General features: G+C 55.5%; 13 protein-coding genes. 9 read left to right on the forward strand and 4 right to left on the reverse strand.

The window, feature by feature from the left end; translation table 11 throughout:
• Positions 1–9: 9 nt before the first annotated feature.
• The 3 genes from DFP90_RS15290 to DFP90_RS15300 form a co-directional block, all read right to left on the reverse strand.
• Positions 10–4,698, reverse strand: a complete 4,689-nt coding sequence (locus DFP90_RS15290) for a cadherin-like domain-containing protein (RefSeq protein WP_115937375.1) — start codon at positions 4,696–4,698, stop codon at positions 10–12.
• A 233-nt stretch (positions 4,699–4,931) separates the two neighbouring features.
• The gene (locus DFP90_RS15295) at positions 4,932–6,959 is read right to left on the reverse strand and encodes a TolC family outer membrane protein (RefSeq protein ID WP_181905385.1); all 2,028 of its coding nucleotides are present in this window, start codon (positions 6,957–6,959) and stop codon (positions 4,932–4,934) included.
• A 333-nt stretch (positions 6,960–7,292) separates the two neighbouring features.
• Positions 7,293–7,784, reverse strand: a complete 492-nt coding sequence (locus DFP90_RS15300; RefSeq protein WP_115937377.1) for an Lrp/AsnC family transcriptional regulator — start codon at positions 7,782–7,784, stop codon at positions 7,293–7,295.
• A gap of 432 nt (positions 7,785–8,216) precedes the next feature.
• On the opposite strand from DFP90_RS15300, the gene DFP90_RS15305 reads away from it, so the two are divergent.
• The 9 genes from DFP90_RS15305 to DFP90_RS15345 all read left to right on the forward strand — a co-directional run bounded on the left by DFP90_RS15305 (position 8,217) and on the right by DFP90_RS15345 (position 17,544).
• Entirely contained in the window at positions 8,217–8,975 is a 759-nt protein-coding gene (locus DFP90_RS15305; RefSeq protein ID WP_115937447.1) for an ABC transporter ATP-binding protein, read from the forward strand.
• 66 nt (positions 8,976–9,041) lie between these two features.
• Positions 9,042–9,818 carry an ABC transporter substrate-binding protein gene (locus tag DFP90_RS15310; protein WP_115937378.1) on the forward strand — a complete coding sequence of 259 codons (777 nt, stop codon included), beginning with the start codon at positions 9,042–9,044 and terminating at the stop codon, positions 9,816–9,818.
• A gap of 84 nt (positions 9,819–9,902) precedes the next feature.
• Complete coding sequence (locus DFP90_RS15315; protein ID WP_115937379.1) at positions 9,903–10,592, forward strand: ABC transporter permease; 690 nt, start codon at positions 9,903–9,905, stop codon at positions 10,590–10,592.
• Between the two features lie 3 nt (positions 10,593–10,595).
• Positions 10,596–11,309, forward strand: a complete 714-nt coding sequence (locus DFP90_RS15320; protein ID WP_115937380.1) for an ABC transporter permease — start codon at positions 10,596–10,598, stop codon at positions 11,307–11,309.
• 141 nt (positions 11,310–11,450) lie between these two features.
• Positions 11,451–12,479 carry an SLAC1 anion channel family protein gene (locus tag DFP90_RS15325; RefSeq protein WP_181905386.1) on the forward strand — a complete coding sequence of 343 codons (1,029 nt, stop codon included), beginning with the start codon at positions 11,451–11,453 and terminating at the stop codon, positions 12,477–12,479.
• Positions 12,480–12,568: 89 nt separating this feature from the next.
• Entirely contained in the window at positions 12,569–13,237 is a 669-nt protein-coding gene (locus DFP90_RS15330; protein WP_115937382.1) for an orotate phosphoribosyltransferase, read from the forward strand.
• A gap of 175 nt (positions 13,238–13,412) precedes the next feature.
• Positions 13,413–14,156 (forward strand): creatininase family protein, encoded by a 744-nt coding sequence (locus tag DFP90_RS15335; protein WP_115937383.1) that lies wholly within the window; start codon positions 13,413–13,415, stop codon positions 14,154–14,156.
• Positions 14,157–14,249: 93 nt separating this feature from the next.
• Positions 14,250–15,209, forward strand: coding sequence for a substrate-binding domain-containing protein (locus DFP90_RS15340; RefSeq protein WP_115937384.1), 960 nt, complete (start codon positions 14,250–14,252; stop codon positions 15,207–15,209).
• A 10-nt stretch (positions 15,210–15,219) separates the two neighbouring features.
• Entirely contained in the window at positions 15,220–17,544 is a 2,325-nt protein-coding gene (locus tag DFP90_RS15345; protein WP_115937385.1) for a sensor histidine kinase, read from the forward strand.
• Here the strand turns inward: DFP90_RS15345 and DFP90_RS15350 are convergent.
• Positions 17,539–18,450, reverse strand: a complete 912-nt coding sequence (locus tag DFP90_RS15350) for a LysR substrate-binding domain-containing protein (protein ID WP_181905387.1) — start codon at positions 18,448–18,450, stop codon at positions 17,539–17,541. The two genes, DFP90_RS15345 and DFP90_RS15350, sit on opposite strands and share 6 nt — an antisense overlap.
• Between the last annotated feature and the right edge of the window lie 20 nt (positions 18,451–18,470).

The raw sequence follows: 18,470 nt of genomic DNA on the forward strand, positions 1-18,470 counted from the left end.
AGGGGCAGTTTAGACAGGTTGCTCGTCGGAATTCTCACTCAATTTCAAATCTGGCTCGCTGGGTGCCACCAGCACGATCCCCGCATCCTGCGGGGCAGGCGCCGCTGTGGCACCGTCAAAAAGGTCATCGCGCAGCGATAGCAATTCATCCGCATTCAAGGTTCCATTATCATCACTGTCCGCATCAAAATTGGCGATGTTGCCGTCTTGGCCGAGCTCACTGGCATCCACACCGATCAACTTGATCGCTTCACCGTCATCACCAAGCTTGATGATGGTGTCCTGGCCGTCAGCAATGAATGTCATATCCTCACGGTCATAACCGCTGATCACCAATTGATCGATACCCAGCTCAAAATCATGGATCGTATCCACACCATCGCCTTCCCGGAAGAAGAAGACATCCTGTTCCCCATCTCCCGGGACCGTGATTTCAATGTCATCCAGTTGGCTGTCATACCCCTGTGCACCGGTCGCGGAGGCTACCGGCTGCCAGCCGCCGTTGCCGTCCGGCTGTTCCAGCTGATAGACCGCCCCCGCGCCATGGCCATCCAACAACAGGTATAGCTGTTCTCCTGGGGCGACCGTGACGTCACGCGATCCTGCCTCCCAGGTGAAGATATCATCACTGCCGGCGTCCCAGCGGATACGGAAACTCTCACTGCCGCCCTGGTTAAAAAGGCTCAGAACCTGCCCCGCCGGCAATCCGCCATCCGTCAAAACGCCGTGGGATTCAATGGCCGTGTCAACACCATCGACAGACACCTGCCCCACACTGGCTTCACCCCGTTCCGCCAGGCGCTCGGTCACGGATAGCTCACGGCCCCCGACCTCACCGCCCCAGAGCTGATCCCCGCCGACGATTTGGGAAAGGGAGGTATCGTAATCCACATCCAGAACGGCATCATTGAAATCAAGGTCTCCGCCACCTTTAAGATCTTCGAATCCTATCCTGCCATCGTCACCGATCCGCGCGTGGATGATGCCATCCGGATTCATTTCGGACCCGCCGGAGAAATAAGCCGGATTGCCCGTGCCTTTCAGGGGAACGCCGTCATGGGTTACCTCCCACTGGCCTTTGTTATTCTCGGCAAAACCGACGTCATCTCCATCTTCCAGGCCCTTATTCTTCCGCCCCCCGTTAGGCACCAGGAAAAAGCCGATCCGCGCCGGGTCAACCCCGTCCAGGGCAATCGTCGCCACCGATCCAATCGGGGTCTGATGCAGGTTTGCCCAGATGACTTCGCCGACAACCGGCTCACCTGCTTCATTCATCAGGTAATAGCCGACCGTGTTGCTGTAGCCTGCGGATGCGCCCGGATAGGTCAGGGTCAGCCCATTGACAAAAGAAGCCTCACCCTTGTCCCCCAATTCGATCGAACCGGCATCACCAGACCCCATGATCCAATCATTGCCGTTGCCGCCAGACAACAAATCATCCCCGTCCGTGCCCTCGACAATATTATCCGGTGTCAAATCAATCCAGATGGTGGCAGCGCCAACCGCCTGACTGTCTCCATCATGGGATGTTGCGGAAACAGTCAGCTCGAAATCCTGATCGATGGTTGCGGGCACATTCAACCGCAAGCCCCCCAGGTCATCCTCCGTCACGGTCCAACTGCCATCAGCATTCTGGCTGCCGGCCGACAAGGCGGCCCCTTCCGGCAACCCGCCGATGACAATCGCGCCAAGGCTCTCAGAACCGTCAAGATCCGTGAGCCCCACCATCAGGTCGATCGGATAGGAAAGCCCGCCGTCCATCGGATCGAGAAGGGTCGCTTCCACCCGTTCGACCACATAATCACTGGTGTCATTGCCTTGGACCGTGCCGTTGGAATAGGTACCACTGGCCCGGAATATAATCTGATCAAAACCGTTGCCGTCATCCGCGCGCAGATCCAGTTCTGCCCGGTTGCCTTTGCCGCCTGAGAATTCACCGCCGCCGACCGGCGCCCCCTCACGGAACAATTCATAACTGCCGGCTTCATGGCCACCCCGGCCGCCCTCATTCTGGAACAGTCGGCCAATGGTCACCGCCGCGGCTGCAACCGCCTGATCAAAATTGACCAGCAATTCCTCAGAGACATCATGGCCTAGGTCATAACCCAATTGTCCGTCCGGCCCGGCATTGCTGCCCTCGGGCGCAAAACCATTGCGCTCAGGGTTCAGATGATCTGCACTGGCATCGCTGAGCGTGCCATCCGGCGTGACAATTCTGCCCAGCACTTCGAAACCCGCGTCGGTCGCCAAATAGTTGTTCTGGGTGATCGTCACAGAGACAGGATCAATCGAAATGTCGCTCGGCATCCCAACCGACAACGTAACAAGCGGGGCATCGGCAACGGGATTGACCTCAATATTGCCGCCGGCCGATACGGTCTCGCGGCCATCGGTCACATCATAGGTCAGATGAACATTGCCGCTAAAATCCGCATCCGGGGTATAGGTCCAGGTCCCATCCCCATTATCGGTGATTGATCCGCTGCTCACCGCCAGATTTTCAACCAGCAACGTATCCCCATCCGCATCGGAGATGATGGACAACAATGTATCACTGTCGAGGATGATACTGTTATCCTCAGCCGTTTCGAAGGAAAGATCACCAGAAACGGTCGGGGCCACATTGAGATCCACCTCCAAAGTGACTTCCCGGCTGGCTGTGGTGCCATCTTCCGAAGCCATCGCCTTAACGGTCAGGTCAAAATCATCGGTCACACCCGGTTGAACCCGAAGCTCAAGCCCGTCCAGGTCATTAGGTCCCAGCGACCAGCTGCCATCTGCATTCCGGGTGCCGGCAGAAAGTGCCACCCCTTCCGGCAAGCCCTCCAGTTGAAACGTCAGTTCCTCGGATCCATCCAGATCCGTCAGCGCGGCCTCAATCTCAAGCGGATAACCGGTGCCGCCAGCCCAGGGATCAAGGAGGCTGGCCTGAATGTCGGTGATCACATAATCACTGGCGTCATCGACACCCACCTGGCCGTTGTAATAGGTTCCCCAAGCGGAAAAGACGATCTGATCAAAGCCCTGCCCATCATCAGCCGTTAACACCCTGGAACGCTCACCGTTGATATTGCCGTAGAAATCACCGCTGCCCACCAGAAGCCCATCACGATACAGCTCAAAATGCGCCATTTCGTGGGTACCATATCCGGCTACGTTCAAATTCAGTTGGGCAACTGACACAATGGCATCCGAAACCAAATGATCGAAGTTAATCTGCAACTGCTCGGACAGGTTATGATCAAGGCTGTATCCCAACTGGCCGTCGTCGCCAGCATTGGGCCCGCTGGTCGCAAAACCACCCCCATGGGCGGCCACATGATCCGCCGAGGGATCACTCAGGGTACCATCGGCATCAACAATCCGGCCCAACACCGTATAACCGCTGCCCGAGGCAAAATTGCCCTGGTTGATCGAGAGCGAATCCGTTCCCCCCTCAATCGTTGTGCCTTCACCCAGTTGCGCTACCAAATCAGGTTGGTCGGCAATACCAGAAACGACAATATCACTGGCACCAGCCGTCCGGGCGATCCCGTCCGTGATCTCATAGGTTAGATTGACAGTGCCGCTAAAATCCTGTCCTGGTGTGAAAGTCCAGGTGCCATCACCGTTATCTGTGAGGGTCCCGCTATCCGTTGCCAGATTGTCAATCGATAGTCCATCGCCATCAATATCGTTGGCTGAGGCCAGGATTTGCGCCTCCGCGATGATCAGGGAATGATCTTCCTGACCGGTTAAATGGATGCTGGATACTTCCGGCGCATCATTGGTTCCGGTGATGGTGACCTCCACCGTTTCCGTCACCGCGGCCCCTGCAACCCGGACCTGAAAGGTCTCTGTGACAGTTTCACCCTGCTTGAGCTGCTGTACCGTCAGCAGATCATTATCCAGATCATAAGACCACGCCCCGTCGGCGCCGATCGTGAAGCTGCCATAACTGCCGTCAATCGTTCCGGGCTGGAAAAGATTTGAGCCACTGACCGTTAATTGATGACTATCGGTCAGTTGCAGATCTTCCATCACAGCCGCCAACATTTCACCGGTTATGACCGGCAGATCATCACCATCATTGGGATCTCCCTCCGGCAGGTCCGGAAGGCTACCACCGTCATCCGGCAGGTTGGGCACCCGTCCCAACGGCTCAAATTCCCGCGGCAGCGCCCCCGGCAGAGGCAAACCACGGCCGCCGGCCAGCTCGTTGACCGGAAAACCGCCACCCAGATCAAAGCCCCCTTCACCGAATTTCAGCGTATCGGCATAATTGGTGACCGGTGCGGCATAGCCTTCACCGGCTTCCGTCTCGACCCCTTCCAACACTTCCGCCAATGCATCGATGATCCCGAAATCCTCGAGAAGCTGATCCGCTGTCATGAGATTGCCATCCGGCAACAGCAAGACAGGGGGCTGATCGGAGAAGGCAGCATCAATCATGGAGCTGAAAATAATCCGGGAACCATCGGCAAACTGCAGAATGATATCATTCTCAGTCTGCGTTATCTCAGCTTCCTCCAGATTGAAACCGAGCTTCAAAGGCTGGCCGGGCGCGATCAGATAGCGGTCCTGCGCGCCTGCTTCCGGCCGATCAACAAAAATAGTACGCGCCTCCAATTCGGCACGGTTTTCCGTCCCGATTTCGAAAGGCGCTTCCCTTGGCGGCATCGTCTCCAGGGACGTATCAATGTCTTTGGTATCAACCATCACGCGGTAACAATCCGTTATCCGGAGCCCATCAACTGGTCAGCTTAATCATTGAGCAAAACAGGGGCTTCGGGTTCGACAAGGTGATGGATAGCATATCCCCCCTACAAACAACACAATAATTTCATAAAATTTTAAGTATATTTTAGAATTATTTTATATATACAGGCAAAAGGTTAGGTCCTGTGTTCACAGGAAACGGCTACACGCAAGCTGTTAAACAAATGCCCTAATCAGGATGGGTCTTCGCCAATGACCTCGAAATCTGGCAATTCCTGAAACATCCCATAGGGTAATTCGGCCCGGACCGTTAAAATTGTCGGTCGGCCCCCCTCTGAGGCATCAGCCCCTGAAGCGCGAACAGGCAATGGCTTGGGCTGCTCTAGTCCATAGGGGGCGATCGGCTGGACAGCCCCCAAACTGTAGGGTGACGATTGGGCCGAGGTGAAAGCGGCACCGGCCAGGGATTGGTCCGGACGGATCAAAGACGCCTCCGGCGGCAGCATATCCTGATTGGGGTCGAGAATTTCCAGCTCCGGCTGGACAGGCGCCACCGGATTGGAAGCAGGCGCCGGAGCATTCAATCCGGGAACGGACGGGTCAATCAGGTCCCCCTCCCCTTCATCCAAAAATGCGTCCGGATCAAGAATTTCGCTTTCCGGACTCAACAGATCCAATTCAGGATCAAGAAGGTCCGCGTCAGGGTCCAGAATCTCGGCATTCGGATCCAGAAGGTCCGCACCAGGGTCCAAAACATCATTTTCCGGACCGAGCAGATCCGCATTGGGATCAAGAAACTCGGCATTGGGGTCAAGAATGTCAGCACCCGGATCAAGAATTTCGGCATTTGGATCCAGGATATCCGCATCCGGATCCAGCAGTCCCTCGACCTCACCACCCGGCTCCGGTCGCAAAGAAGGATCAACCGATACAGGCGTGATAGGATCCAGCGGCACATCAGCCTCAGCCACCGGCTCCACATTCAACACGCTGAGCAGGATGCCACATTGGCTGAGGATCCGATAAACCGCGAAGATCTCGAGATATTGGGTCGTGACAAGGTTCCCCTTGGACAAGAACAGCTCGTTTTCGGCATCCAGCAACTCAAGTAGGTTGCGTCCGCCCAGATCAAACTGCCGCCGATATGTTTCGCTGACGGTTGCATTGGCGTCGACTTCCCGCTGCTGGACGGCAGCACGTTCGCGCGCACTGTCCAAAGCATTCCAAGCCAGCCGCATCTCTTCTTCCGAGACCCGCAAAACCCTGTTGTAACGCTGGCGGGCCTCGGCAATGCGTGCAATGAATTCGTTGCGCCGATTGATATCCGCGCCGCCATTATAGAGGTTATAATTCATCGTCAGCAAAGCAGAGGCATCATAATCACCGCCCCGTGTACCATCCACGTTCCGGCTTGCATTGCCCGCCAATTCAAAGCTGAGTGTCGGCCAAAAGCTGCTATTGGTGCCCCGATAATCCTGCAGCGCCGTATCCAGATCTGCCTTGGTCACCGAGATGCTTGGATTATTGCTCAAAACCAGTCCAATGGCCGCTTCCAAATTCTTCGGCAGTGCCCAGGCCGGCGGGTCCGGTCGGACAATGCCCTTGGGCCGCTCACCAACGATGCGGGAATAAGTGGTATCGGCATCGCGAAGGCGTGACTGTGCCTCCTGCAGGGTTGCCTGGGCGGATGCCAGCCTGGAACGGGCTTGCTGCACATCGGCAACGGTGGCCGCACCACCTTGCGCCTTTCGTTCAACCAAGGACACATTGCGTTCATTTAGCGAGACATTCACCTCCGCCAGCTCGGTCAACTCCCGCTGGCGCAGCGCTTCGAGATAGGCCTCGATGGCATCCAGGCCGATCTGACCAGAGGTTTCCCGGACCCGGCGGGAGGCAGACACCAGGCGGCTTTGCTGGCGGGCGACCGCAGAATCCGTTGCATAGCCATCAAACAGCATTTGCGAGAGCGTCAGGCCCATTTCATACCGCGGCAGCCCGACATATCGCTTACCGTCATTTTGATCTGCGGCGGCACGGGTCGTGGTGTCATTGGTCCATTGATAGCCGGTGGAAGATGTGACATCGACGCTAGGCCGGTATCCTGCCCTGGCCTGCTCCAATTCATACCCGACGGCACGCTGGTTTTCCGCGACAATCCCGACATCCGGGTTCGTTTGCAATGCCGTCCGGACAGCTTCTTCAATGGAAGTGGCCCAGGCCGCATCCCCGCCGGCCAGCAGCCCCATTATCGGCACAAGCATCACCGTTCGCTGTCCCCGCTTTACGGGTACAACGGCGGTTTGCCGCAGAAATCGCGCCAATATCGTCATTCCTAATCCGTATCCGGACCTAAAAATGATGCCAGGAGCAGGCTTGATTTAGTTGAGAATCCTTCGCTGCCCCCAGACATCGCACCAAACAAATTACTGCATTTATTACCGTAACCGACGCAAGAGTCAGTAGGCAATCTTTTTTCAACATTTTTTACTTGTTGTTTTTATGGGATTCACTGTGGAATTACTTAGATTCCAAGCAACGAAGAGACGCTCGACGAGCGTATCGGAGTAAAAATATGCAGTCGTGGTTTTTACTATTCAGTCTTCGCTGACCAGGCGATCCAGCGGATACCCTGCGAATTCCTTGGTATGGGCCAAAACAACATGACTGCTGATCCGGAACAACCCCTTGGTTCGCGCAAGCATCTGATCGCTCAATTCATGATAATGCTCTACCGTCGGACATTCAAAGCGTAGAAGATAATCAAATGCGCCGCTTACCTTGGAACATTCGACGATCTCAGGCGTTTCGTTGACAATCGCCTCAAAAGCCTGAAAATCCTCATAATCGTGATCACTTAATGTCACTGTACCGATGACAGTGACACGCGGGCATATGCGCCCAAGGGCAATCTGGGCCATATAACCGCTGATCACACCTGCCTCTTCCAACCGGCGCAATCGCTGCAGACAGGGACTGGGGGATAAGCCGACATGATCCGCCAGCGCCTGATTGGTGATCCGCCCCTCCCGCTGCAGAGTCTTGATGATGTTGATATCAATCCGGTCCAGCTTTATTGTTTTCGCCATTTAACACAGTTTCCCGTAGTGAATTCCACCAATGATAGAGCGTTGGATCGCATCAGCTGATTCTGCTGTCATCGGCCGATGTTCGGTAGGATATGCCACACTCACCAGGATTTTGAAAACATCTGCCAACGCCAATATGGCAGTTTGTCATAAAAGATGAGGCCGATAATCATTTGAGAAACCGGCCCATTAAAACGAATAGAACAGGGATCGGCTGACAAGCGCTTCTTATTCTGGCTTGACGAGTCAGGATTGGCTGTGGTCACTCTATCCGGCAAATCGAACAACAACCGCTGCAATCCGCCGCCATGCCACGGCTTTGTTCTTGCAGCAGGCGGCCAAAATGTCCAATATTCCGGGCAACGCCCGCGGTATCAAGGACGGGACCATACAGGGGAGCATAAGAGTTTGGCATCTGCTGACAATTCCACCATGCTGAAGGTGGAAGATCTTCATAAGAATTTCGGCAATATCGAGGTATTGAAAGGCGTTTCCCTGACCGCCCGCAAAGGTGATGTGGTTTCCATGCTGGGCTCTTCCGGCTCGGGCAAGAGCACTTTCCTGCGCTGTATCAATCTGTTGGAAATGCCCAATTCGGGAACCGTGACGGTCAATAACGAGGTCATCAACATGACCACGGACCGCGTTGGCGAACCCAAGCCCGCCGATCAGAAACAGGTGGAGCGGATCCGGTCCAAACTGGCGATGGTGTTCCAGAGCTTCAATCTCTGGTCCCATATGACAGTTCTGGAAAATATCATTGAGGCGCCGGTTCATGTGCTGGGCCTTTCCAAGGCCGAGGCCATCGAAAAGGCGGAAGCATTGATGCACAAGGTGGGCATCTATGAGCGCCAGCATTATTACCCTGCCCATATGTCCGGCGGCCAGCAACAGCGCGCAGCCATTGCCCGTGCGCTCGCCATGGACCCGGATGTGATGTTGTTTGATGAACCCACATCCGCACTGGATCCCGAATTGGTCGGCGAGGTGCTGGGTGTCATGCGCGGCCTGGCCGAAGAAGGCCGGACCATGATTGTCGTTACCCATGAGATGGGTTTTGCCCGCGATGTCAGCTCCGATGTGATTTTCCTGCATCAGGGCCGCATTGAGGAACAAGGCCCGCCATCCGAAGTTTTCACCAATCCGAAGTCGGAGCGGTTCCGTCAGTTCCTGGCCCGTACAAGGGACTGATCCACCCAACAATGAATAATCAGGTCCGGTGGGGTGGCCGGACCGGTATCGAAGGGAGAGAACCCAATGTTCAAGAAGATCACCATGGCCGCTGCAGGCCTGGCAATGACTTTTGCCGCTTCCTCCGCCATGGCGGACGGCCACATGCTCAAAATCGGGGTCGAGGGCGCTTATCCTCCGTTCTCCGAAAAGACCGCTGATGGCACCCTGGTCGGCTTCGACGTCGACATCGCCATGGCGCTTTGTGAGAAAATGGGCAAGAAATGCGAACTGGTCGAACAGGACTGGGACGGCATCATTCCGAACCTGCTGAACAAGAAATATGACGCAATCATCGCCTCCATGTCCATCACGGAAGAGCGTAAGAAGAAAGTCGATTTCTCCGAAAAATACTACAACACCCCGTCCCGGTTCGTCGCAAAAGAAGGCGTTGACTGGGCTGACACCAACGAAGGCCTGGCCGGCAAGACCGTTGGCGTTCAGCGCGGCACCATCCAGCATGACTATCTGCTGGCTGTATATCCGGATGCGGACGTCAAACCCTATGGCACCGCAGAAGAAGCCTATCTGGACATCGAAGCCGGCCGCCTGGACGCCATTCTGGTGGACAGCCTGGCCGTTGACGGCGGTTTCCTGAAAACTGATGCCGGCAAAGGCTTTGCCTTCTTCGGCGGCGATCATTCCGATCCGAAATATTTCGGTGACGGTGCCGGCGTTGCTGTACGCAAGGGCGAAGAAGAGCTGCGCGATGCCTTCACCAAGGCAATCCAGGAAATCCGTGCCGATGGCACCTATGAAAAAATCAACATGAAGTATTTCGACTTCGATATCTACGGCGGCTAAGCCTGTGGATCGGGGCGGAGGCCTAACCTCCGCCCCATTTTTATTTCTTCATTCATTTGTTTTATCATTAATCCGGTCTGGACCATGGAAACAGTCATTGATTACAGCCCTGCCATCTTAAGAGGGACGGGTGTCACAATCTTTCTGGCGATCTGCTCCTTGATGGTTTCCATGAGCCTTGGGCTTATTGCAGCCTGGGGCAAGCTTTCGTCTTCGCCAATCGGCTCCCGGGTGGCCAACAGCTATACGACCTTGATCCGGGGTGTTCCTGATCTGGTGTTGATGATGCTGATCTATTTTGGCCTGCAAAGGCTGCTAAATTTTGTTGGCGACTATACCGGGCTCTGGGGCTATATCGAGATCAATACATTTGTTGCGGGCTTTGTGACCATCGGCTTTGTGATCGGGGCCTATATGACCGAGACCTTCCGAGGCGCCATCCTTGCCATTCCGCGCGGCCAGATCGAGGCAGGCATCGCCTGCGGCATGTCCAAAAGCCTGATTTTCCGACGCATTATCTGGCCCCATCTGGTGCGCCTGGCATTGCCCAGCTTTACCAATAACTGGCTGGTCCTGCTGAAAACAACAGCCCTTGTTTCGGTCATCGGCCAGAAGGACCTGGTTTATGAAGCCTTTACCGCCGGCCGGTCCACCCGCCAGCTTTTCACCTTCATGTTTGTGGTTCTGATCATCTACCTGATCATGACGGCCGCCTCCCAAACCGCCCTAGGCTTAGTTGAACGGCGCTACAATGTCGGCGTGCGGAGGGCCTGATCCATGGAATTCATCATCGAATATTTCACGCTGATCCTAGGCGACGGCAACTGGAAATTCTGGCTGGAGGGCATCTCCCTCACCTTGATGTTTGTAAGCCTCTCCTTGCTGATCGGCGGCGTGCTTTCCATTCCCCTGGCCATCGCCCGGGCAAACCGCCATCCCATCTTCAACCCGATGGTCTGGTCCTTTACCTATTTCTTCCGCGGCACACCGCTGTTGGTGCAGACATACCTGCTCTATTACGGCTTGCCACAGTTTGATTTCGTCAAAGACAGTTTCATGTGGCCAATGCTGCGGGAAGCCACCTGGTGTGCATTGATCGCCTTCACCTTGAATACCGCCGCCTACACCACGGAGATCTTCCGCGGTGCGATTGAAGCGGTTCCCCATGGCGAGATCGAGGCGGCGAAGGCCTGCGGCATGTCACCCTTTAAACGGATGCGCCGGATCATCCTGCCCAGCGCGCTTCGAATCTCGCTGCCGGCCTATTCCAATGAAGTGATCTTCATGCTGCATGGCTCGGTTATTCTCGGCGTCCTGCCAATCATCGACATCTTTGGGGCGGCCAAGACCATCAATTCACGGTATTATGTGTCATTTGAGGGCTTTATCCCCTGCGCGATCCTCTACATGATCCTGGTTTTTGGGATTACACGGATTTTCAGGATGCTGGAAAAACGCTATCATGCGCATCTGCGCCCCCGCACCAGCTAACCAAGAAAAGACAAGTAAAAAGCCAGACATCGAATGAATGTTTGGCTTTTTTTATATTCTATGTTGGAATATTACCCATTGAATTACTAATCGCATCTTTGTGCGATTACCCTGACAGTATTTGACATGAATAAAAAAGACATGACATCACAAAGTGATGTGGCACGGGATTCCGCAGAAGCGAAAAAACCCATGCGATCCAGCCGAGGCAGCGATGTCTCTTCCATCCGTTATTTTCCCGTCACCATGTTCGCGGGCATTCTTGGCCTGTGCGGTACGGGGCTTGCCTGGCGCAAGGCGGCGGAAGTCCTGGATTTGCCCTTTATCATCTCCAAACTGCTCTTCGGATTTGGCCTCGGCTATGCTCTGGCGGTGCTGGTGCTCTATGGCTTCAAGCTGGGCCGGCACCCCAAACTGGTCATGGCCGACCTCACCCATCCGGTGCGCGGCAATTATCTGCCCGCCGCACCGCTCGGTCTGCTCCTGATTGCGGAAATACTGAGCGCGCAGTTGCCCCTCATTTCGGATATTTTCTGGCTGACCGGCGTGGCCGCTACTCTCGCATTGACCGTATTGATCCTGAATCAATGGATTGATGGCCGCTATAAACCCCATGAAATCACCCCTGCCTGGTTTGTCCCCTCGGTTGCATTATTGGTGGCCCCGGTCACCGGCGCCCCGCTGGGGTTTCAGGATCTTTCCTGGATGATGCTGGCAATCGGATTGATTTTCTGGATCACGTTAATGCCGATCACGCTGCACCGTCTGTTTTTTCGCCGTGCGATCTCGCCCTCCCTCGCGCCTTCGCTTTTCATCTTCACGGCTCCACCGGCCCTGGCCTGCGTTGCGGTGACAAGACTGGGCCACGGCTATATGGACGGGTTTGCGAAATTCCTTTTGGGTGCGGCGCTCTTTACCTTCTTCATGGTCCTGCCGCGCTGGCGGCGCTTTGTTGGTCTGCCTTTCGGCATGTCCTGGTGGGCCTATACCTATCCGACAGCGGCCCTGGCGACGGCCTGCCTCCATTATCACGACCAGACCGGCAGCCTGCTGTCCGGCTGGCTGGCGGGCTTAACTTTGCTTTTGGCGAGCCTCGCCACCCTGGTGGTCACAGCCTGCACCTTGAACGCCTTTGCCCAGGGGCATCTGTTCAGAGGGCCAAAATCCTGACCAAATGATCAGCGAACAATTGTTGCGCGGGACGGCGCAATCCCTATGATGCGTGAAATTCCAGTGCATCCAGATTTGGAGAAGACCCCATGGCGCTTACCCCCGCCCGCATTGCCGCGCGCATTCTGATTGAAACCCAATCCGTGCTGTTCCGCCCGGAAGATCCCTTCATCCTGACCAGTGGTCGCGCCAGCCCGGTTTACGTAGATTGCCGCAAATTGATCGCATTTCCGCGCGCGCGCCGTCGCCTGATGCAGATGGGTGCCGCAGCGATTGAGGAGCGCGTCGGCTTTGAAAGCCTGGATGTGGTCGCCGGCGGCGAAACCGCGGGCATTCCCTTTTCCGCCTGGATCGCCGATCAACTGATGCTGCCCATGGCCTATATCCGCAAGAAACCGAAAGGTTTTGGTCGCAACGCCCGCATCGAGGGCCATGTGAAAGAAGGCGACCGGGTCCTCCTGGTGGAAGATATGACCACCGATGGCGGCTCCAAGGTCAGCTTTGTACAGGGCATCCGGGATGCCGGTGCGGAATGTGGCCATTGTTTCGTGGTATTTGAATATGGCATTTTCCCCGAAGGCATTGAAGCCTTGGAAAAGGAACATGGCGTTAAGTTGCATTCCCTAACCAACTGGTGGGAAGTGCTCGCCTGCGCCCGTGAGGAAGGATATTTCAGCGCCGAGGCAACCGACCAGGTCGAGGCCTTCCTGAAAGACCCCAAAGCCTGGTCCCTGGCTAACGGCGGCAAGGAAGATTGAGAACATCGCGAAAGATCCCCGGGTCAAACCCGGGGATGACGTTTTTATCCAATATTTGATAGGAAGATACGTCATGGCCGGGCTTGACCCGGCCATCTTATTGCCCTCACACTGAGGCCGCAAAACCGGGCAGAAGCCCCGGATCCAAGAATCAGATAGACAGGGGAATAAGTCCATGCAACTGAGCCTGATGACCTGGCAGGAAGTCGAAGCTTATCTGACGGATAGGTCCGCCATCATCCTGCCCATCGGCTCCCAGGAACAGCATGGTCCCATGGGATTGATCGGCACCGACGCACAAACGGCTGAGGCCATCGCACATAAAGTCGGTGCAGAGCGGGAAATCGTCGTCGGCCCGACCATTTCGGTCGGCATGGCCCAGCATCATCTGGGCTTCACCGGCTCCATGACCCTGCGCCCGACCACCCTGATTGCCCTCATTGTGGATTACATTACATCGTTGAGCCGACATGGTTTCGACCAATTCTATTTTGTTAACGGACATGGCGGCAATATCACAACGGTCCAGACCGCCTTCCAGGAAATCTACGCGGAATACAGCCTGGCTGGTGCTGACTGCCCGATCCGCTGCCGTCTGGCGAATTGGTTTGCTATGAAGGATGTGGTCAACCTCACCCAGGAACTTTATGGCGACAAGGAAGGCATGCATGCCACCCCGTCGGAGGTTGCCCTAACCCAATATCTGTTCCCGGACCATATCAAATCCATGGCCCCCAGCGACGCGGCGCCGATCAAACGCATGTTCACGGATGCCAGCGACTATCGCGCCCTCTTCCCCGATGGGCGCATGGCCGCCGCATCGGAACTGGCCAATCCCGAAGATGGGAAGCGGTTTCTCGAAATTGCGGCAAAGGCAATCAATAAGGATCTAAGCGCCTTTCTGGCCGGAGAAAAATAAGCGCCAATCCAACCGATTTCATTAGCCTCTTTAATTATTCCTTAAAAACCGTCTGCAATGATGCGCAGAACATGGCTTAAGGCGGATAGTTAGATGGTATTCAAGAAGTTGGTGCATGGCCTATTGATCCTCGTAGCCCTGGGGCTGAGCGGCTGCGACGACAGCAGCACGGAAGAGGAAACCCAACAGCAAAGCAAGGCGGAAAAAGAAACCCGGATCGCGCTGGTGATGAAAACCCTCACCAACCCGTTTTTTGTCTCCATGGAAAAGGGGGCCAGAAAGGCGGAAAAGGAACTGGGCATTGAGTTGATTGTCCGCACGGCCGCAGAGGAAACATCCGCCAACCAACAGATCCGCATTGTCGAACAGTTGGTTGATGACGGGAACATCCAAGCCATCGTCATCGCGCCAGCCGATTCCGTGGGCTTGATCCCCGCCCTGAAGAAAGCGCAGGACGAAGGTATTATTGTCGTCAATCTCGACAATCGCCTGGATCAGGCCTTCTCGCAAAAGGCCGGGTTGGAAAATGTCCCTTTCATCAGCATCGATAACAAACTCAGTGCGTATCGATCGGCAAAATTTATCGCCGACCAGGCGACAGGACCTTCCAAGGCCGTCATTATCGAGGGCATTCGCGAAGCGCAAAACGCCCTCGACCGGCGTGACGGTGCAACGCAGGCCTTTGAGGAAAACAGCAATATCGACGTCGTGGCCAGTGAATCTGCCCGCTGGATGATTGATGAGGCCAATGAACTGATCAAAACCCTTTTCGAGAATGAACCGGACATCACACTTATTTTTTGCGCCAATGACATGATGGCTTTGGGTGTCATCGAATATCTGCAAAGCACCAATCGCAAGGATGTGCTGGTCGCCGGCTTCGATGCGATTGAAGAAGCCCGGCAAGCCATCAAACAGGGAAGCCTGCAGGTCACCATCGATCAACAGCCAGCCCTGCAGGGCTATATGGGGATCAAGGCCGCCCATGACCTTATCAACGGCCAAGATGTTGACGCGCTGATCATGCTGGACGGCCTTCTGGTCAGCAATTGACGGTCCCCCGATGACCCCCATGATTTTCCGGCCCGGCATTGCCAAGAAATTTGTGCTTTACCTGATGCTGTTCGGTATTCTGCCACTACTCACCGTCGGTGGGGCTTCTTACTATTTTTCCAGCAAGGCCATCCATGACCAGGCCATCGGATTTGCCCAGGAAACTGTCGAACGACGGCGTGACACGCTTGATCTCTATCTGGCCCAGGTGGAGAATCTCATTGTCGACATTTCAGGGGTTGGCGAAATCGTCGAAGCCATCCGCCTCAAGAAAGAGGAATTCAGCACCTATACGCAATTGGCGACAAAGGCCCGTATCGGATACATCCTCAACAGTTATCTCTATTTGGATGGCGTTCTTTCCCTGGATATCTACACCATCGAAGGGGCACATTTTCATGTTGGGGACAGCCTGGTCACACCGGAAAGCCAGCAGGCCTTTACCAACCAGTTGATCCGGGAAACGACCCAAAGCAATGAGTTCATCTACTGGGCCGGCGTGCGCGACAATATCAACCTGTCCACACCCCAGGAACGCGTGATCAGCGCCAGCAGCCTGATCCGGGAGGTTAACCGCGAAACCCTGGAACAGGAGCCACGCGCCCTGATCGTTGCCAATTACAGCCTTGAAGTTTTCACCGATCATCTGAAGCAATCGGACCACGTGCCGGGATCATTTTTTGTTGTCATGGACCAAAATGGGTATCTCGTCGCCCACCCTGACCCGGCATTGCGGGGTGCCCTCGCCCCGACGTCGCTCAAGACATTGCTTGATAGGAAACAGTCGTTGGCCTCCTTTGAGATCGCCGGCGAGGAATTCCTGGCCAATATGACCAATTTGCGCAGCAACAATTGGCGGATCGCTTATTTTGTCCCCGTGGCGACCCTGAATAAATCCGCCCGAAATATCGGCACCATCACGCTTGGATTGCTCGGCATGTGCCTGCTGATTATCACTGCCGCCGCACTCCGGTACTCCCGGCAGGTCGTGCGCCCGATCCGTCAGGTCACCAATGCTTTCGAAGCCTTTGAAAAAGGCACCCTGGATCCGGCGGCACGCCTGGAACCGGAGGGTGAGGATGAAATCGCCGAACTGGTACGATGGCATAATGCCTTTCTGCGCGTAAGTGAGCAGCAACAGCGCGCCCAGGCGGAACTTATTCTCTCGCAAAACCGTTTCAAGGATTTTGTCGAAGCCTCGTCAGACTGGCAGTGGGAAACCGATGAGAATTTTGTCTTCACATCCGTGTCACGCCGCTATTTCGAAACACTGAATGTGGCCGAGGAAGATGTGATCGGACAGTCCCGGCGCAATCTGGTTCGGCATTTCAACCAGGATCAGGATAGGGATCACTGGGAAAACCATCTGACCGACCTGGAAAACCATAAACCCTTCCGGATCATCTATCCCATGGAAGGCCGCAACGGCCAGACCTACTATATCCGGTCCAGCGGCAAACCCTTTTATGATCAAGATGACCAATTCATCGGTTATCGCGGCACGGATACGGATGCCACCAAGGAAATCGAGGCCGAGCGGGCCCTGGTCGAGATTAACCGGACTCTGGAGCAGCACGTAGCAGAGCGCACTGCGGAATTGCGCGTGGCCAAGGAACGTGCCGAGATCGCCAACCGCAGCAAAACCGAATTCATGAATAATATGAGCCATGAGTTGCGCACACCTTTGAATGCGATCATCGGCTTTTCCGACATCATGAAGAATGGCCTCTTTGGCGAGATCGAGAATGACCGATATCGCAATTACATCACCGATATCCATGCCTCCGGTAGCTATCTCCTGGAGATTATCAGCGACATCCTGGATGTCTCCAGAATTGAGGTTGGCAAACTGGAGTTGGATGAGAGCGAGTTGGACATCAGCGAACTTATCCATTCTCTCCATGGCATGATCGACACCAGGCTTCGAGAGGGCAACCTTTGCCTGACCGTGGACTGCCCTGATGACTTGCCCAAATTCAAGGGCGATGCCCGGCGCGTGAAACAGATCCTGGTCAATCTTTTGACCAACGCGATCAAATTCACCCGGCCGGGCGGCAAAATCTCCCTGACCGCCACGAGATCGGAGGATGGCGGGCTGTGCCTGGAGGTTCATGATAACGGCATCGGAATCGCGCCGGAAAACCAGGAGCGGGTCTTCGAACCTTTTGGCAAGGTTGAAGACAGCTTTGTCCGCTCATACGAAGGGATCGGGCTTGGCCTGCCGATCGTCAAATCCCTGGTTGAAATGCATGGCGGCCGTATCACCCTGGAAAGTGAGGTCGGGGTCGGTACGTCTGTGCGGATTTTCCTGCCGGCCAAGCGGTTGATTTCATAACCCGAACAACTGTCCAACCGCCTCCTGTTGCAGAGAAAACTGGTCCATCAGCCATGCTTTAACCGCCTCGGTAGCCGGTGTGGAGGCAACGTTTCCCGGCTGGACAAACCAATAGGCATAGCTGGCTTCCAGAAACACATCAAAGGGAGCAACCAAGCGCCCGGCGGCAATATCCTCCGCCACCAGAAGAGACCGCCCCAACGCAACCCCCTGATGCTCGACAGCCGCTTGCAGGATGGCACCATCATCCCCCAGGCGCGGCCCGACGGGGAGCACGGTTCCGATACCGGCTGCCTCGAACCAGGCGGACCAATCTTCCGGGAGATCACCGCACAAGAGCGTAACATGGCTCAAATCCGCTGCCCTTTTCAGGTCATGATCACGCGCATATTCAGGTGAACAAACCGGCAGAATGATTTCCACGCCAAGCTTTACAGCCAGAAGATCCCCCTGAGGCGCGGGACTGTAGCGGATCGCAGCATCAACAGCTTCCGCAGCGAAATCCACCAGATGCCGTGACGCCGTGATGCGAAGGTCTATTTCCGGATTCACCGCCAGGAATTCCCCAAGACGCGGCGCAAACCACCGGGTTGCCACCGACGGCAGCATCGACAAAGTCACCACCTGATCAGACCGCCTGGCGTCGGCCACAGCGGTCCTGGCTCGTGCAAGGACATCAGCCAGTTGCACAGCCAATCGCTCTCCAGCCGGTGTGATCTTGAGCCGTGCTCCATTCCGGATGAACAGGGCAACCCCCAACACCGCCTCCAGATCTGATACCTGCCGCGATACGCCACTTTGCGTGATCCCAAGCTCGTCTCCAGCGGCCGTGAAATTGCCGTTTCTGGCGGCAGCTTCAAAAACCTGAAGCGACCTTAGTGGCGGCATGGCATGAGTTATAGGCATGCTAACTCTCATATTTTCTC

It is taken from the genome of Aestuariispira insulae (genome assembly GCF_003385955.1).
Classification (GTDB): domain Bacteria; phylum Pseudomonadota; class Alphaproteobacteria; order UBA8366; family Aestuariispiraceae; genus Aestuariispira; species Aestuariispira insulae.